Here is an 18173-nt window from a genome sequence, read left to right as displayed (position 1 = left end):
ATCCATACCCATAACGGAGAACATCCATGTTCCGTCACCGCAAACTCATCGCACTGCTCGCCAGCCTGGCGCTCAGCCCGCTCGCCATGGCAGACGCCAAGAACGACGTCGACATGAAGAAGCTAGCCACCACCAGTGGCTGCATGACCTGTCACGGCATCGAAACCGACAAGCCTGGCCCCGATGGCCTGAAGCCGATCGGCCCAGCCTGGGTCAATGTCGCCAAGCAATACAAGGGCAAGCCCGGCGCCGCCGAATTCCTGACCCGCGTCGTCCTCGAAGGCTCCAACCCCTACAGCAGCCACTGGAAGGGCAAAGTCAGCGGCCTCTCCATGCCGCCCAATGCCGTGGCAATCACCGAAGGCAATGCTCGCCTGCTGGTGAACTGGATTCTGGCGCTGTAAGCCGAACAATCAGCAAGAAACAAAAACCGGCCTACGTGGCCGTTTTTTGTTTTTATCGCCTCCGAAATGAGAAGGCCCAGCAACTTTCCGGGGTTCTACGCCGAATAAGCATTGCAGGCCACAGCGGGGCCGGGCCAGCTTCCCGAGTCAATGGCAGCGCTCAATATCCCGTAGTTTGCCGACTGAATCTATCGTTTCACGCGAGGGCCGGGCACCGCCCACCCTCGCCAGTTCTGCCTTCATGACACAGCTGCAAGCTCCGTGACATGCTCGGTGCAGAGTTCCGGTGCCACGGCGAAGCTGCACGCTGTGTTCGCCCTGACCTCGTCCACCGAAACACCGGGATGCAGCTCGCTCAGGGTCAGGCCGCCGCCCGGATTGACGGTGAAGACGCAGAGATCAGTAATGATCATATCCACCACGCCCTTGCCGGTCAGCGGCAGGCTGCACACCGGCAAAATCTTTGGCGCCCCGTCCTTGGCGGTGTGTTCCATCAGGACGATCACGCGCCCGACCCCCGACACCAGGTCCATTGCCCCACCCGGCCCCTTGACCATCTTGCCGGGCACCATCCAGTTGGCCAGGTCACCGTTCTCCGAAACCTCCAGACCGCCGAGGATGGACAGGTTGATGTGGCCACCGCGAATCATCGCGAAGGAATCGGCGCTGGAAAAGAAACTGCTGCCGGGAATGCTGGTGATGGTCTGCTTGCCGGCGTTGATCAGGTCGGCATCGACGTCTTCGCTGCCGGGAAAGGGGCCGATGCCGAGCAAACCGTTTTCCGACTGCAGCGTGACATGGATGCCCTCGGGAATGAAATTGGCGACCAGCGTCGGGATGCCGATGCCGAGATTGACGTAATAGCCGCTGCGCAATTCCTGTGCGGCCCGCCGGGCCATCCGTTCGCGCAACGGATCCTGCTTGCCCGGCGTCGCGCCGCCGGCCGTGGTGCGGAACTCGATACGTTTCTGATAGCCGGCGCCCTGAATGATGCGGTCCACATAAATGCCTGGCGTATGGATCTGGTCCGGATCGAGTTCGCCCGGCGCGACCAGTTCCTCGACTTCAGCCACCGTGACCCGGCCGCAGGTGGCGATCATCGGGTTGAAATTTCGCGCCGTCTTGCGGAAGACCAGGTTGCCTGCATGGTCGCCCTTCCACGCCTTGACGATGGCGACGTCGGCCCGGATGGCCGGTTCCAGCACGTATTCCTGGTCGTCGAAATGGCGGGTTTCCTTGCCTTCGGCCAATCGGGTGCCAAAGGCAGTCCGCGTGTAGAAGCCCGGGATGCCGGCCCCGCCAGCGCGCAGACGTTCAGCCAGGGTGCCCTGCGGCACCAGTTCGAGCTCCAGTTCGCCGGCCAGCACCTGGCGCTCGAATTCCTTGTTCTCGCCGACGTATGACGCGACGACTTTCTTGACCTGCCGCGTCTTGAGCAACGGCCCCATGCCGAAGTCGTCGACACCGGCATTGTTGCCGACGATGGTCAGATCGCTCGTGCCGGCGCGCAGCAGGCCGTCGATCAAATTTTCCGGAATGCCGCACAGGCCGAAGCCGCCGGCGGCGACGGTCATGCCGTCGAAAAGCAGGCCGTCCAGTGCGGCCTCGCTCGTTGCATAAACCTTGTTCATGTTGTGCTGTTCCCTCTTCTGGTCTTTGGGGCAAGCGGGGAGCGAGCAATCGCTCCCCGCCAGGCTCAGGTCTTAATCAACCCGCTCCGGTACCGGCAGATGCACCCATTCCTTGTAGAAGGCCTCGATGTCCGGCTCGAAGTCGTGGATCACCGGATACCACGGGGTCGGGGCCTCGACATCGTGCAACGTGCCGCAGGTCGGGCAGTAGTACTCGCGATAGACCTGCCACTGGGTATCCGGCGCCATGAGCTTGGGATAGACCTCGGTCATCGCCTCTTCGGTGTCGCGCACGTAGATCGAGGCGTGCAGCTTCCAGTTCTCCTTGTAATCGCAGAACTCGTGGCCGCAGTCGCACTTGATCAGCCACTGCTTGGTCTTGGCCGATTGCACGATGTACATGTGCGGGGCCAGCGGCAGGACGATGCGGTCCTTGAACTTGACCTTGGCCTGCAGCGCCGCGAGGTACTGCTCGAAGCGGCTGTTGTCCTTGGGCATCGACAGCATGCGGAAGGTCGTTTCCCAGTCCAGCGAGCCTTCGACCAGATGAGAAACCTGTTCATTGGTATATGACATTTTTGTCTCCTTGATTCAGATAATCGATTGCGCTGCTTACTCTTCGACCTGGACGACGGTCTTCACGTCGGGCATCAGCGAGAGATCCATGCGGTGCTTGGAACCGTAGGTCGGCACGCCCAGTTCGTCTTCGAGCAATTGCCAGTCGGCCGGCAGGCTCCAGAAGTCCTTGAACTCCTTGGTGAACTTCTCGGACAGTCCGAAGCTGGTGGCGAACATGTGCTGAACCTGCACCGCGGCATGCTTGTTGATGATGCGTTCGCGTTCTTCCTTCATCCACTCGCGGGTCGGCAGGGCACGGGCCAGACGTTCCTTGCGGATTTCCGTGCGACGCTGCTTGGTCAGGTCGGCATCGATGCTGAACACGCCCTTGGCATCCTGGGTGAACACGGCACCGTAGACCTTTTCGGCAAATTCCGGCAGCAGGAACTTCTGATTGAGATCGTTCTCGATGGCACTGATTTCACGATCGATCGGATCGCCGAAGCCCGGACCGCCACGCAGATAGTTTAGATAGAGGTCGTGGTTGTCATAGCAGTCCTCGGTCGTCATGCACTGCTTGTCGCGCTTGACCACGGCCGTCGCGTCGAGGTGGCGCTCGTAGTCGGGGGCACCCGGATCAATGTCGCCGCCCAGCGGCAGCGAGTCGCCGATGGCGATGCGCTCCTTGAGACCGGTGTTGTGCGCTTCGAAACGGTAGCCGGTGGCTGATGGGTAGCCGCCCATCATGCCCCAGTCGCTGTTCATGTAGCCATTGCCCATGAAGAACATCGTCCAGTCCTGGGCGTTCCAGACCATGCGCAGGGTCTCGAAACCACAGCCGCCACGGTACTTGCCGTAGCCACCGGAGTTGGATTTGACGTTGCGCCCCAGATAGAGCAGCGGCTCGGCCATTTCCCAGATTTCGATGTCGCCCATGTCGCCTTCCGGATTCCAGATGGCGGCGGCGTGGTTAAGACCGTCCTTGACGGCGCAGGCGCCGGTGCCGCAAGACGAGGCTTCGAAGCTGTTCACCGCGTGGATCTCGCCATCCTGGTTGATGCCGCCGCCCTGCAGCCAGTTCGACGTGTTGGCGTTGCCGGCATTGACCTCTTCGAGATAGCCGCGGCTAAAGTAGGACTGGCTCAGGCCGCGCCACAATGCCGCCCAGCCGGAGACCAGGAAGTGCCAGGCATAGGCGTGGCCGGTGCGGCGGTCGTCCGGATTGCACCAGGTGCCCTTGGGCAGGTGGAACTCGGTGGCGAAGTAGGCACCGTCGTTGATGCGCTGGGTCGGCACCAGCGTCTGCGACATCATGACCCAGATGCCCGAGGTGAAAGCCACCTGGTGGGCATTGAAGGTATGCCAGCCCCAACGGCTGGCGCCTTCGAAGTCGAGACGCCACTTGCCGTCCGGCTTGATAGTCATTTCGACCGGCGAGTGCATGATCGAATCGAGCTTGGCGAAGGCGTTGGACACCTGAATGTCCTCGTGCTTGAACGGCACATCGACAAAGGACACCTTGCGATATTTGCCCGGCAGGGTCATCGCCTTGATCCGGCTCATCAGGCCGCGGCGGCCTTCCTCGATGACTTCGCCCGAGAACTTCTCGTAGGCCTCCAAGCCATCGGCCCGGATCACTTCCTCGACCAGTTCGCGGATCATGTGGCAACCGGCGATGCGGGTCTTTTCGTCGAGAATCCAGTATTTCGGCGTGCGCACCGAGCGCTGCGACTCGTGCAGCCAGTCGCGCAGCGGTTCGTCGTTCACCCCGGTCTTGCGGCAGGTGATCATGTAGCCGTCGCCGAAACGCTGGGTCTGGCCGGTGGACATCGAGCCCGGCGTCACGGCGCCGGTATCGATAACGTGGGTGACGCCGCCGACCCAGCCGATCAGCTTGCCGGCCCAGAAGATCGGCACGATGGTGGCGATGTCGCAGGGGTGCACATTGCCGATGGCGCAGTCGTTGGTCGTGAACATGTCGCCGGGGTTGATCGTCGGGTTGGCTTCCCAGTTGTTCTCGATCATGTACTTGATCGCCGCGCCCATGGTGCCGACGTGGATGATGATCCCTGTCGACGTCAGGATGCAGTCGCCGGCGGCGTTGTAGAGCGTGAAGCAGAGTTCGCCTTCCTGCTCGACGATGGGGCTGGCGGCAATCTTCTTGGCCGTTTCCCGGGCATGGACCAGGCCGCCGCGCAGCTTGGAAAAGAGCTTCTCATAGCCGATCGGGTCGGAATCGCGGAATTCGAGTTTTTCCAGGCCGTTGTAGTAACCGGTCGTCTGGGTGCGCTCGAGGATGGCATCGCGGTGCTGCTTGAGCGTCATACCGCTGGCCAGCAGGTTGCCGAGGCCGATTTCTTTTGTGCTCATCATATTCATGGTGGGTCTCCTCACTTGACTTCTTTGAGATGGAACAGGCGATGCTTGTCGATCGTGGTTTCGAAGCCGTCGGGCACGACGAAGGTCGTTGCGTCGGATTCGATGATGGCCGGGCCGAGGATGTGGTTGCCGGCCTTCAACGATTCCATCTTCCACAGCGCCGCTTCCACCCACTTCTTGTGGCGGTAGAAAGGACGCGTGCCGAGATAGGCCTCCTTGGGCGGCGTCGGTCCGGCATCCGCGTCTTCCGGCAGCACCGGCTTCTGGGTCACGACCATGCCGCGCAGGATGGCGCCGGTGACCGAGAAACCCAGTTCCGGCGAGCGTGCCGAATTGGCGTAGACGCGGCCATAGGTGTTCTCGAAGGACTCGATGATCTGCTGCCAGTCAGCGGCAGTCGCGGCGCTGGTCACCGGCGAGACAATTTCGAGGTCGTTCAGTTGGCCCATGTACTGCATCTTGTAGCCGGGGATCAGCAGCACGTCTTCCGGCTTGTAGCCATTGATGACGAACTCGTCGATGACCTTGACCGCCAATTCGCCCCAGGCTTCCTGCAGGGTCGCGCAAGCGGCCGCTTTCTGCTCGTCGCTGGCAAACTGGGCAACGCCCAGATCGACCGACTTGTCGTAGCGGTACTCGAAGTCGGCACAGGCGCAACCGAAGGCCGAGAAACCGGCCGCCCAGGCCGGGACGACAACGTCCTTGAAGCCGACGCCTTCGGTGTAGCCATAGGTATGCACCGGGCCGGCGCCACCGTAGGAGAAGCAGGTGAATTCGGCCGGGTTGTAGCCCTTGGCGCTGATATTGGCACGCAGGTACTCAGACAAGGTCAGGTCGAGCAGCTCGATGACGCCAGCCGCTGCATCTTCAACCGACAGGCCGAGCGGATCGGCGATCTGCGCCTTGATATGGTCACGAGCGCGTTGCACATCGAGCTTGATGGCGCCGCCGAGGAAGTTGCCCGGATTCAGGTAGCCGAGGACGACGTGGCAGTCGGACACCGATACGGTATCCAGTCCACTTTCCGGCCAGCAGGTGCCGACACGATAACCGGCGCTATCTGGGCCAAGCTTGATCGACTTGCTGTACGGGTCGAGGCGAACGAAGCTGCCGGCGCCAGCACCGACCGAGTCCATGGCGACCAGCGGCAGCGAGAGGACCAGGCGAGCCATGTCCGGGTCGGACTTGATGGCGAAGTTGCCCTTGGTGATCAGCGCCACGTCGAAGCTGGTGCCACCGATGTCGGAGCAGGCGATGTTCTCGTCGCCGAGGTATTCGCCGAGCAGCTTGGAACCGATGACGCCGCCGATCGGCCCGGAGACGATGGTGCGGGCGAGTTCTTTGGCCTTCCAGCTGATCGTGCCGCCGTGCGTCGCCATGACGCGCAGGTCGAACTTGGCGCCATGCTTCTTGAAGCGGTCGCTGACCTTCTTCAGCGTCTGGCGCGACGGTTCGGCGCCGTAGGCTTCAAGAATGGTGGTGTTCATCCGGTGGCTTTCCTTGCGCGACGGGTAGTAGTCCACCGAGGCGAAGACCGGGATGTCCGAGTTGAGCTTTTTCAGTTCATCACGCACCAGATCGCGCGCCCGTTGCTCGCTAAGTTCATTCTTGTGCGATTGCAGCAGGCAAATGACGATGGCCTGGGAACCGGCCTCGACCAGTTCGCGGGTGGCCTGGCGCACTTCTTCTTCGCGCAGCGGAATGACGATCTTGCCCTGTACGTCGGTCCGTTCGGTGACGCCGCGGGTGCGGGAAACCGGCACCAGCGGCTCGTCGTAGCGGTGGGTGTTGAGGTGGATGCGATCTTCGAGGGCGTAGCCGAGATAGCTCTGCAGCGCCCGGCCCATCGAGTGGATCTGCTCGAAGCCCTTGTTGCAGATCAGGCCGACATCAAGACCCTTGCGCATCAGGATGCGGTTGAGCATGGCCGTGCCGGAATAGACGCAGGTCGCCAGTTCAGGATAGACGTCGTCAACGTTGCGGCCCCAGTGTTCGAGCGCATCGACCGAAGAGTTGTAGATGGCGAGCGATTCGTCGCCGGGATTGCTTTGTGCCTTGCCGACGACGAAACGGCCGTCGGCCCGGACAAAGAAGGTATCGGTCATCGTGCCGCCGGCATCGATGCCCATCACCTGTACGCTTGACTGCTGGATTTGCATATTTGTCTCCTGTCATTGGTATGTTGTGGGGAGTGATCCCACGCCGACTTAATGGCAAGGGCCGGGCCAGGCCGCATAAAAACTGCCAATTCACGGAAATTAGCCAACAAATCATTGACTTGGCGAAAATTTTCGGAAAATGACCACTGTCCGGAGAAACAGCTAAAAATGTCCTGAATAACGACGCCAATTGCGAACTGTCCGAATTCCGGACACTTCACAAGTTATTTGCTGCGGCGCACAACCCATTGATCTACAACGATTTTATTGACTTGAAATCCATCGTCGGCTACGGTTATGATTAGGTTGATTTATTGTTTTTCCATAAATACCCCGGAGCCCGCCACGAGCCCAATGTGACTGCCAACAGCAATTTTCTTATTCCACGAATCGGCGACGAGTCGGCTGTAGCCCGTTCATGGGAACGATTCCTTGAGAACCGGCCATTGCCCGGTGTTGGCGTGCGCAATGTGGTACTCGACTCCTGGCGGCGCAGCCGTTCGGAGTCCGTCGATCCAGGCATCGGCAGTGCCCCGACGGCTAATGGCGACAAGATTCACCAGTTGCGGGCGCGCTCCCATGATCTATATGAGGCGGCCAAGCCGGTGCTCGAAACCCTGCGCGAAATCCTGCGCGAATCAGGCACACTGATCATGCTCAGTGACCCAAGCGGGACCATTCTCGACCTCAATGGCGAATCCCGCGCCCGCGATGCGGGCGAGCAGATCAACCTGGCACCAGGCGGTTGCTGGAGCGAAGACCTGATCGGCACCAATGCCATCGGTACGACCATTGCCACGCATCAGGCCGTGCAAATCTACGCCAGCGAACACTACTGCATCGATGTCAAGCACTGGACCTGTGCCGCTGCCCCCATCCTCGACCCGCTGGGCAGGAACCTGCTCGGCGTCGTCGATGTTTCCGGCGTCAAGGAGACCTTTCACGGACATACGCTGGGCCTGGTCATCTCGGCGGCCAAACAGATCGAAGGCATCCTGGCCCGCCGCGACGCGGAACAGCATGGCCGTCTGCTCGAACACGCCACGGACAGTTTCAGCCGTTATGGCAACGATTGTGTGGTGTTGTTTGATCAGCGCGGTCGTATCGTCAAGACCTGCGGCTGCATGCAACAGGCCCGCAAGATGTACGGTGTGCGCCTGCCTTTCGAGGTTGGCAGCCAGGTCACCGCCCTCGACTTCGCCGTGCATCCCGACGAGCGCCTGAGCCAGACGCCGCTCTGGCTACGCCCGGAATGGCTGCACCCGGTACGTTCCCGCGATGGTGACCTCGGCACCCTGCTGGTCATCCCCATCGGCACATCGGCACGACAATCAGTCAGCATCCCGCCCCCGGCGACCAGGACGACGGATGAGGTCTTCGCTGAAATCATCGGCACCAGCCAGGCCATTTCGACAGCAAAAGCCCGCGCCAAAAGAATCGCACCACTCGATCTGCCCGTCCTCTTGCTCGGTGAAACCGGCGCCGGCAAGGAGGTTTTCGCGCGCGCCATCCACAAGGCGAGCAGCAAACCGGAAGGGCCTTTCATCGCTGTCAATTGCGGCGCCCTGACCCGCGAACTGCTGGCCAGCGAATTGTTCGGCTATAGCGAAGGCGCATTTACCGGCGCCCGTCGCGGTGGGCTGCCCGGCAAGTTCGAACAGGCTGACGGCGGCACCCTGTTTCTCGATGAAATCGGCGAAATGCCGCTCGACATGCAACCTCATCTGCTACGTGTGCTGCAGGACGGCGTGGTCGTCCGGCTCGGCGACACCAAGGAACGCAAAGTGGCAGTGCGCATCATTGCCGCGACCAATCGCGACCTGCAAGCGGATTCCAGCACCGGCCGTTTCCGCGAAGATCTTTTCCACCGGCTCTGCGTCGTCAGCCTGCTCCTGCCGCCCTTGCGCGAGCGCCCAGAGGATACCGAAGCGATCATCGGCCATCTCAACCAGCGCTTGGCCCGCAAATACGGCTGCCCGCCGAAGAGCCTGGCCCCCGAAGTCCTGCACCATCTGCTGCGCTATCGCTGGCCGGGAAATATCCGCGAATTGCAAAATGTGTTCGAAGCCATGTTTGCGCTAAGCGATAGCAACCGCATCGATGGCAGCCTGCTCCCGCCGCATATAGCCGCTGCCGCAGTCGATGCGGTGCTGGCGCGCGGTGAGGTAACGCAGGCCATGGCAGCCGGTCGCCTGGCCGAAATGGAGCGGGCCGCAATCAATGCCGCCGTGGCCAACAGCCACGGCAACCTGTCGATGGCGGCCCGAAACCTGGGGATTTCACGCAGCACGCTCTACGTGAAGCTGGCCGCCATGCGTGAGGTACCGACAGCAGGATCGCTGTCGTTATCGTAGGGGTGAGTAACGCGTTCTGAATTTCAGCCATTCGAGCGTCTGCTTAGCGACAAATATCAGCCCTGTTCAGCGGCGAGATCGATCAGCTGCATCTGCAGCATCGGCCGGCAAGGACGCCGCCAGAGCGCTTCCGGCGAGCGAGTGGCGACTGGATCGATACCTTCGCCAGAGCCCAGGCGGCGACTGAAATTTATCCCGCTTCAGCCGCCGAACGCCTTCCGTAGCGTCTCAAAGATGGAGTTGAGCGGTGACACCTCCACATCCAGAGCCTTGACTCCCTCATCACCCTTGAATTCATCGTAGAGCCAGTCGCCATCGACGAAAGAGACGCCCGGTGGCGGTTTTCTGTCGCTGGGCGGCTTGCCGGACAAGGCTTGGCGCATATAGTCGATCCAGATCGGCAGCGCCAACGTTGCACCGAATTCCCGACCTCCGAGCGATTTGGGCTGATCGTGCCCCATCCATGAGACCGCGACGACATTCCCCGCATAGCCGGCAAACCAGCCATCGACCGCGTTGCTGGTGGTGCCGGTCTTGCCCGCCAGATCGTTGCGTCCCAGGCGCTGGCTTGCCTGGGCGCCGGTGCCGCTTCTGACCACCTCGCGCAGCATGCTGTCCATGATGAAGGCATTGCGGGGGTCGATGGCCCGTTGCTCCTCCTGCCGAGCCGGCGGCGGCGGTGCTTCCCACAGCACGGTGCCGTGGGCGTCGGTAATTTTCTGGATCAGCCGGGGGGTGACTCTGAATCCGCCATTGGCAAATACCGCGTAAGCAGAGGCCATCTGCAGCGGGGTGACCGAGCCGCTGCCCAGCGTCATGGTCAGGTTGGCCGGATGTTTGGCGGCATCGAAGCCGAAGCGTTGCAGGTAGTCGCGCCCATATTGCGGCGTGATGGCTTGCAGCAAGCGGACCGCGACGACGTTCTTCGAGCGGGCCAAGGCCTGGCGCAGGCTGATCGGACCATCGAAGCCGTCGTCGTTGCGGGGCTCCCAGGCCTGGCCGTTTTCACCGCCGGGCAACGACAGCGGCGCATCGTTCATCAGGGTGGCCGGCGAAAACCCCTTTTCCAGCGCGGCCGAATAAACGAAGGGCTTGATGCTCGATCCCGGCTGGCGCCAGGCGCTGGTGACATGATTGAACTGATTGCGGGCAAAATCGAAGCCGCCGACCATGGCCCGATAGGAGCCATCCTCGGCATTCAGGGCGACGAACGCGGCATCGACTTCCGGCATCTGACTGATAGCCCACCGGCCCTTGCTGTCCTGGCTGACGCGGATCACCGAACCGACCCGAATCTTGAGATTTATGCTGGCGTTCGCTTGCAGGGCGCGGGCGGCGAAACGCAGCCCCTCACCCTTGATTTCGATCGTGTCGCCGGAGGCGGGTTCGGCCCTGACAAGCTTGGCCGAGACTTCGGTGACGACGGCCGAGATCAGGTTGTCGCTGGCGGGATGCCTGGCCAGGATCCGGTCGATGGCTTCATCCTGTTCGTCCACATTCGCCGGCAGATCGACAAAAGCTTCCGGCCCGCGGTAGCCGTGGCGCTGGTCGTAGGCCAGCACATTGCGCCGGACCGAGTCGTAGGCAGCGTTCTGCTCGGCCTTGTCGAGCGTGGTATAGACCTTGAAGCCCTGGGTATAGGCATCGCCCTTGTATCGCGCATAGAGCTCCTGGCGCACCAACTCGGCGACATGATCGGCATGCGCCTCGAACTGCAGGCTGCGGCTGATCTTGAGAGGCTGACTGACGGCCTCGGCATATTGCGCCTGATCGATCTTGCCCAGCTGCAGCATGCGCTTCAGCACCAGTTCCTGGCGTGCCTTGGCCCGGACCGGACTGACCGCCGGATTGCGCTTGGCCGGGTTTTGCGGGATGCCGGCCAGCATGGCCGCTTCCGCCAGGGTCAGGTCCTGCAGGCGCTTGTTGAAATAGGTGCGGGCCGCGCTGGCAAAGCCATGTGTGCGCTGTCCGAGGTAGATCTGGTTCATGTAGAGCTCTAGGATCTGGTCCTTGCTCAACGCCGATTCGATGCGGTAGGCCAGCACCACCTCGGTCAATTTGCGCTTGACGGTTTTTTCCTGCGACAGGAAGAAGGCACGTGCCACCTGCATCGTGATCGTCGAGGCCCCCTGGCGGAAACCGCCGGTCAGATCGGCCGCCAGCGCCCGCAGGACGCCTCGGTAATCAACGCCACTGTGCTCGTAGAAACGCGCATCCTCGATCGACAACAGGGCATCCTTCAAGACCGGAGGGATTTCCTTGATCGGCGTGAAGTCCCGGTGTTCGTCGCCGAACTCCCCCAGCAGCGCGCCATCAGCCGTATAAATCCGCAAGGGAATCTTCGGGCGATAGTCGGTCACGACATCGAATGCCGGCAGGCTGGGCAGAACAGTCAGCAGCATGGCGCTGACCAGCACCAGCAGCATCAGGGCAGCATCGGCGCTCAGCGCCAGGAGGGTGCGCCGCAAATCATTGCGGTAACTGGCTGTCGCAAAGGGTAAAGCAAGAAAATTGACGGCTGTTGAGAATAAGCTCACGTACTGGTCCTGGCTGAGGCGCCACCTCGGGCGCTTGAAGGTGCTGGCAAGCCAGTCACCGAAAGGCGTAGTTTAGCTGCAACGGTGGTGAGAAAGCTGCCCCGACGGGCAGCCTCGAAAACGGGGTAGCGGTGTGGCGCACCTGCAAGGCCGGTTCAGTCGCCACCGCTCGCTCATGCCACAGCGCTCAGGCAAAATAACCAAAAAGGCACTTGCCTCATCCGAGGCACCGTATACTTTTTTACCAGCCAACGAGCAGCCGACAATTCCGATGCGACGCCTCCGCCCAGCAACAAGCTTTGACACGCTTTCCCAACGTTATGGGGAACGCTACAAATGGATGGTGCTGTTCATTCTCGCGCTGGGTACCGTGGCCGGGGTTCTTTGCACCTCCAGCTTCAATGTGGCCGTCCCGGCCCTCTCCCGGCACTTCCGGCTTGGGCAGGACCAAGTGCAATGGGCCATGACCGGATTTCTGGCGGCGATGACCGTCGGTATGCTGCCGACCTCGTGGTTACTCGACCGCTTGGGCTTTCGCATTATTTTCCTGCTTTCCCTGGCCGTCCTGACACTGGCCAGCGTGGGTGGTTACTTTGCTCCCAGCTTTACGCTCGTCGTCGCGGCCCGCATTCTGCAGGGCCTGGCTGCCGGGGTGCTGCAACCGATGGGCGCATTGGCGCTGATGCGCCTCTTTCCGCCGGAGATTCAGGGAAGAGCTTCCGGAATACTGATCTTCAGTATCGCCCTGACCCCGGCCATCGCGCCCTCGTTGGGCGGCGCCTTGCTGGATCGCTTTGGCTGGGAGTCCATTTTTCTGCTGGGCACGCCATTCGCCGTCATTGCGGCGCTGTGCGCCATTTATCTGTTACCGGCACCACGGGAGATCAAACGCAAGCCGTTCGACTGGCTGGGGCTGGGCTGGCTCACGCTGGGCGCCATCGCCCTGATCGAAAGCGTATCGAGTCTTCAACACAGCGGCCTGGCCTCGCCGTGGACAATGGGCCAGTTTGCCCTGGCTTTCGTCGCGTCGGCGCTGTATTACCGGCACGCCAGGCTGCGCAGCGACCCGCTGATCAACCTGGATTTGTTTCGGCAACGCACCTTCGCCATGGGAACGCTGGTCTCCTTTGCCTATGGCTTTGGCCTGTACGCATCGACCTACCTGATTCCTGTCTTTCTCCAGAATGCCTTGTCGTTCAAGGCGGGTGCCGCCGGCATGGCCTTGCTGCCTTCCGGGATCGCACTCGTCGTGATGCTGCCATTGGCCGGGCGCATGGCGGACCATTACTCGCCCAAATGGATCACCTTGATCGGACTCGTCGCCTTCGGTGCCTCCTTCCTCATTTTTTCCATACGGGGCGGCGCCATTCAGTACGCCGAAATCATCGCGGCCACCATCATCGGCCGCATCGGACTCGGCATGATTCTGCCGGCACTCAACCTCGCGACGCTGCGTCACATGGAACCCCACCAACTGGGTCAATCCTCGGTCGTGACCAGCTATGCCCGGCAATTGGGCGGTGTCATGGGAGTGGCGGTGCTGGCGGTCTTTGTCGAATGGCGCGAAACCGTTTACGGCACAGTACCGCCGGGGATTTACTCGGCGTATTCCCAGGGCTTCCTGCTCCTCACCGCCGTTTTTTCGCTTGCCGTGCTGGCAGCTTGTTTCATGAGGACAGAAGGTAGCCGTCCTTCCCCAAAATAACCGCTATCTGGAACACCCACGTTCAGACTGGGCGCGCGCTACCGGCCACTGGCAGTGTAGTCAGTCAATCCGTTGCGGCGAGATTCACTTGCAACATGTTGCAGAACAGACGCCCCTGCTCAATCGCATCATCCAGTGCAACGTGGGTATGAGGCGCCGGGTCGAACCACGCAGTCGGCATCGACTGTTTACCGCAGGTTCGATAAGGCTTGCGCAGCAGCGCCATCGCATAAGTCTTGATGTCGATCACCGAATAGCCGAAAGGGTTTTCGCCAGTGAATTCCAGCAGGTACCAATAGACGAAGGGAAAGTCGAAGGCACTGGGATAGGCCACGAAGACCGGTTGCCCGGGGAGCGACCTTAGCCAGTCAAGGTAGCGCTTCATCGCGTTCTGCGGTGTCTCCAGGTTCTGCCGACACGCTTTCCAGGCCTCAGGCTGCGTTGCCCACCAGGCGACCGTCTTGGGGTCAGGGAGCGCCCCCGGCAAGGTCTCGAGATTAGCGGAAAATGTCCCCAGCAGTGTCTTGTCAGGGCTGAAAGCGGCTGATCCCAGGCTCAGCATGGAGTGCTTTCCGGCCACCGGGCCATCCGTCTCGACATCGGTACTGACGTAAATTTCCTGCATTGCCCTATCGCTCCAAATTCAGTCCTTGAGCTTACCGGGAAGACGGACGTTCTGCATCCCATCGTCAAGGCCACCACACACCGCACGCCTGGGAAATTGCTCAACAAGCAGCCTGGCCTGAAATCCCCATCAATAATTCGCCCGCTGGCCTAAGTATTGCTCTGAAAAGGTCGTAAACAATGCTGAACGCCCTGTCGTTCATCGGAGCCAATCATGAAATATCACTGTACCCAGGCAACTGATCTTGAAGAGCTGATCGGTCATGAACTATCTGCCGCCAGTGGCTCTACCTTTGCTTACGGCCCCGTGCCGCAGGCCATGCTCAACGATGAGGTGCTGGTGCTGGAAAACAGTGCGGCCCTGCCGGTGATGATGGCCGCCAAACTGAAGGCGATCGGGGTATCGCTGTTCATCGCCGAGGCGGCGACCAGTATTCAGGCCGGAGCGCATTTCAGGCTGATATTGCAGTAGGCGTTACGGCAAATTTTGCCCTCCCCTGCCACCTAGTCCGTCGTGGGCATATCGCGGCAAAACGCCACGGCCCTGGCAGTTAAGACCTTTTCCAGATAGAGGACGAATTCGGGTGAGTAGGCGGCACATGAAAGCCGCTGCTCGCGGATAAAGCGTCCGTGTTTTTCCAGCGCCCAGCCGATGGTGGCCTCCCATTCCCGGTTGCCGCGAGTCAGGCTAAACAAGGACTCGAGAAGATTGACCGCCAGGTTTTCTTTCCAGTAGCGGGTTTCCTTCCTGGCGTTTCTGGCAATCGGCGCATTGACCTGCAGCAGCAGGTCGTTGTAACGCAGGAACAGTTCGACAGCCCGCGCATTCACCTCGGCGGTTTTCGCGTCCCGCGCCTGCAATAGCGCGTATTTCTGGGCGGCAATCAGGTCGCGCTGACGATTTTGCGTCTCGATGAATTGTGCCCCGCCAACGGCCAGCGCCAAGACGATAGCCAGCGATGCGGCGATGGAGCCAATCTGTACGCCAATCCGGAGGCGGTTTGATCCGCTTGCGGCCTGGCTGGCGGCTAGCGGGTCAGCGGCCTTTTCGGAGACAGCCGAGCGCAGCCCGGCAGGCGGACGCGGCGCGGCGGCGATGGGCGGCGCCACCGCTGCCGGGGCTGCGGCCAGTTCGCAGTGGCTGTCCGGGGTAGCGGCAGCTTGCGCCGGCAGCGGTCCGGCGAAACCTGAACCGTGGGGCATTTCGACAGGAACAAGGATGCCTGCCTGCGCCACGGCAGGCGCCAGCGAGGCTTCGGCGGATTGGCCCACCAAGACCATGGTCGGTTTGGCTACCCGCTTGCGTGGCGCCTTGCGGGCTTCGCCTGCGAGCTTTGCCGGCTCGGCGACCGGCGGCAGCGCTTCGACGGAAAATTCGGTCATCACAGCAGCAGGAACGAACTCGGCGACGAACAGTTCAAGTTCGGGCAGCGTGAGTTGTTCCTGTTTTCTGTTCGATCGTCTGGCCATCGCGCTCAAGGCTTGTTGCCCAAGGCGGTTGGTGCACATTTCTCGCACACATCCCAGGGCAGGCAGTCGCAGACGCGGACAGACTCGACATAGGCACTGCCGACGAAGACCTTGCCGCTGGCCAGTTGCATCGGAGCCCCCGCCTTGGCTTGCGGAGCGGGCGCATCCGGCCCGTCATGCGGCGTCGGCGACCATTTGGCGAAGGCGGCCGGATCGGCATCGGCGGCGATGTACCAGAGCTTGCGAGCGGCATCCCAGCGGGCACCGAGCTTTTTTGCCTGGTCCTTTTCGGCAAAGGGGACCTTCAGATTCATGCGCATTTCATTTCCCCTTGGGTAGTCGTTTCGCCGGTGTTGCGGCGCGTCGGCCAGCGACGAAGGGCGCGCATTATAGTGAAACTTGGGCCAAACTTGATCACCCCCCTCGTACTCAGGCAAGCCAAGCGCCTGCCCGGATCGGAAAACCGGATTTTGGCGTGGCGCCCGAATACCGTCTCCCGGCAAGGGAAAGCCGGCTCGCAGGCCGGCTTTGTTCCTTCAGTGGATCATCTTTCAATCAGCGAATGGGTTCGGGCCGTGTAGGTTTGGTCGCCATCATCACGCCGACTTGCGCGAGCTGGCTCTGAGCCGACACACCATTCTGGTCCTTGGCTTCGACGAAGTACGATGCACCATCAGCGGCCTGGATATTGCTGATCGTCAGCTGCGCCGTAGCCGATCCGGCGATACCGGAGCGCACACCGAACTGGCTGGCCATACCCCGACGGTCGGTCACCTGTACCTTGCCGCCAGTAACCGGCATTTTGTACCACTGATAAGCCAGCGTGCCATTGCCCTGGGCGATTGCCCTCAGGGTAATCGTCCGCCCCGGGAAGACCCTGAGGCTCGCCGGATTGAGCACGAAGACCGGGCCATTACCTGCTGCGCAACTGGCGCTTTGGCCATTGAACGGCCCGCAGGTCCAGCTCCACGGACCGCTGCCCGTGACCGCCGATGCAGAACCGACGAGACACAGGTTGGCGGCGGGGGCCGCGGCAAAGGAGCGCCCACTGGCACTGCCGCAGACCGGTCCTGTCGCCACGCTGCCGACATTGATCTGTTCGGGCGGCACCGTACGGTATTTCGGGCTGTTGCAATCGCCCCCCCACTCCCAGACCGTGCCGTCATTCTTGATCGCCACCGAGCACGACTTGGCTGCATCAATCGCCGTGATACCGCTCAGGCCGGCAATCTGGAGTGGCACGAGGCTGCGTATCACACTGTTGTCAGCCGCCAGGGCGCCACTGCCGTTGAAGCCCATGCCCCAGACCGTGCCATCGGACTTGAGGATGGTCGTATGGCTTTCACCCATGGCCACAGCGGCGACCCCGCTCAGATTGCCCACCTGTTTGGGCAGTCGCTCGCAAAGAACGCTGACGTGCGAGCCTACCGGAATGCCTTCACCCAGCTCGCCCGCCTGGTTGCACCCCCAGACCCACAGGCTGCCATCGTTCTTGACTGCCGCCGACTTGTATAAACCGGCAGCCAGACCGGAGACGCCATTGATCGCCGTCATCGCCGGCCAATCCTTCCAGAACCATCCGTTCCAATACGGATTGGCGCCCTTGCCATAGGCGCCGGTGCCACGCTCACCGTATTCGCCGCCCCCCCAAGCCTTGATATTGCCGTCATAGAAAAGAGCCAGTGTATGCGTATCACCCGAAGTCATCGCCAGCGGCGGCGTGGCTGGTGGCCAGGCACCGGCGGCAGCCTTCAGATGATCGACCTGCAGCGGCACGGCAATGTTCTGTACAGTCGGCCCCGGCTTGGGCGTGCTGGTCGCCTGCACGGTGCCATCGGTTCCCAGCTTGTTCATCTCGTTGTTGCCCCAGGCCCACAGCGAGCCATCGGACTTGCGGGCAAAGAAACTGCCCGACCGCGCCCAGATGGCGGTGATATAGGCCAAGGGGCCGTTCGCATCAGCCACTTTCGTCGGCGCACTGGCAATGGAACCGGCAGGGCAAGTGGCGAGCAAGGCTGAATTCAAGCCCCACTGCCAGACCGTTCCGTCACTCTTCAGGGCAATGCTTTCCCTGCCGGTCGCTGCCACGGCAATGATGCCGCTCAGACCACTGACCTGAGCCGGCGCGGCCTTGGACGAATCCACGGCATAGCAACTACTGCCCGGCGAACTTCTGGCTCCGACAAAGTCGACAACGCCCCAGTGCCAGACCGTACCGTCAGCCTTGAGCAACACGGTGTGTTCCGGCGCCATGGCAACCTGCGGCGTGGCACCGATAGCCGCCGCAGAGAACAGGGCAATGGCTGACAGTGCGAACAGACTTCGGCCAGCGCGTGGTTGGCTAGACATGAT

13 protein-coding genes are annotated in these 18173 nt (G+C 61.5%); 4 read left to right on the top strand and 9 right to left on the bottom strand.

Going from position 1 to position 18173, the window contains the following annotated elements:
- The first annotated feature begins 26 nt into the window (after positions 1-26).
- The gene (locus DARO_RS05315) at positions 27-404 is read left to right on the top strand and encodes a c-type cytochrome (protein ID WP_011286787.1); all 378 of its coding nucleotides are present in this window, start codon (positions 27-29) and stop codon (positions 402-404) included.
- Between the two features lie 239 nt (positions 405-643).
- Here the strand turns inward: DARO_RS05315 and DARO_RS05310 are convergent, their stop codons facing one another.
- The 4 genes from DARO_RS05310 to DARO_RS05295 form a co-directional block, all read right to left on the bottom strand.
- A complete protein-coding gene (locus DARO_RS05310; protein ID WP_011286786.1) occupies positions 644-2035 on the bottom strand; it encodes a 3-oxoacid CoA-transferase in 1392 nt (463 codons plus the stop codon).
- Between the two features lie 72 nt (positions 2036-2107).
- Positions 2108-2611 (bottom strand): acetone carboxylase subunit gamma, encoded by a 504-nt coding sequence (locus DARO_RS05305; protein WP_011286785.1) that lies wholly within the window; start codon positions 2609-2611, stop codon positions 2108-2110.
- Between the two features lie 36 nt (positions 2612-2647).
- Positions 2648-4972, bottom strand: coding sequence for a hydantoinase B/oxoprolinase family protein (locus tag DARO_RS05300; RefSeq protein WP_011286784.1), 2325 nt, complete (start codon positions 4970-4972; stop codon positions 2648-2650).
- A gap of 11 nt (positions 4973-4983) precedes the next feature.
- Positions 4984-7131 (bottom strand): hydantoinase/oxoprolinase family protein, encoded by a 2148-nt coding sequence (locus DARO_RS05295; protein ID WP_011286783.1) that lies wholly within the window; start codon positions 7129-7131, stop codon positions 4984-4986.
- Between the two features lie 356 nt (positions 7132-7487).
- Between DARO_RS05295 and DARO_RS05290 the strand changes: the two genes are divergently transcribed.
- Entirely contained in the window at positions 7488-9485 is a 1998-nt protein-coding gene (locus DARO_RS05290) for a sigma-54-dependent Fis family transcriptional regulator (RefSeq protein ID WP_041224222.1), read from the top strand.
- A gap of 200 nt (positions 9486-9685) precedes the next feature.
- On the opposite strand, the gene DARO_RS05285 is transcribed toward DARO_RS05290, so the two are convergent.
- The gene (locus DARO_RS05285) at positions 9686-12022 is read right to left on the bottom strand and encodes a PBP1A family penicillin-binding protein (protein ID WP_011286781.1); all 2337 of its coding nucleotides are present in this window, start codon (positions 12020-12022) and stop codon (positions 9686-9688) included.
- Between the two features lie 271 nt (positions 12023-12293).
- Between DARO_RS05285 and DARO_RS05280 the strand changes: the two genes are divergently transcribed.
- Positions 12294-13727, top strand: coding sequence for a DHA2 family efflux MFS transporter permease subunit (locus DARO_RS05280; protein WP_041224221.1), 1434 nt, complete (start codon positions 12294-12296; stop codon positions 13725-13727).
- A 64-nt stretch (positions 13728-13791) separates the two neighbouring features.
- On the opposite strand, the gene DARO_RS05275 is transcribed toward DARO_RS05280, so the two are convergent.
- Positions 13792-14352: a 3'-5' exoribonuclease domain-containing protein gene (locus DARO_RS05275; RefSeq protein WP_011286779.1), complete on the bottom strand. Its 561-nt coding sequence runs from the start codon at positions 14350-14352 to the stop codon at positions 13792-13794.
- A gap of 213 nt (positions 14353-14565) precedes the next feature.
- Here DARO_RS05275 and DARO_RS05270 point away from each other — a divergent pair, with 213 nt between their 5' ends.
- Positions 14566-14823, top strand: a complete 258-nt coding sequence (locus DARO_RS05270) for a hypothetical protein (RefSeq protein WP_011286778.1) — start codon at positions 14566-14568, stop codon at positions 14821-14823.
- A 32-nt stretch (positions 14824-14855) separates the two neighbouring features.
- On the opposite strand, the gene DARO_RS05265 is transcribed toward DARO_RS05270, so the two are convergent.
- From DARO_RS05265 to DARO_RS05255, 3 genes are all read right to left on the bottom strand, one after another.
- Positions 14856-15860, bottom strand: coding sequence for a hypothetical protein (locus DARO_RS05265; protein ID WP_011286777.1), 1005 nt, complete (start codon positions 15858-15860; stop codon positions 14856-14858).
- Positions 15827-16141 (bottom strand): DUF5710 domain-containing protein, encoded by a 315-nt coding sequence (locus DARO_RS05260; protein WP_011286776.1) that lies wholly within the window; start codon positions 16139-16141, stop codon positions 15827-15829. Before DARO_RS05260 ends, DARO_RS05265 begins: the two co-directional genes overlap by 34 nt.
- Positions 16142-16376: 235 nt before the next feature.
- The gene (locus tag DARO_RS05255) at positions 16377-18170 is read right to left on the bottom strand and encodes an immunoglobulin-like (protein ID WP_011286775.1); all 1794 of its coding nucleotides are present in this window, start codon (positions 18168-18170) and stop codon (positions 16377-16379) included.
- Between the last annotated feature and the right edge of the window lie 3 nt (positions 18171-18173).

The organism is Dechloromonas aromatica RCB (assembly GCF_000012425.1).
Note: the sequence above shows the minus strand (reverse complement) of the source record. Positions and strands in the feature narration are given on the sequence as shown.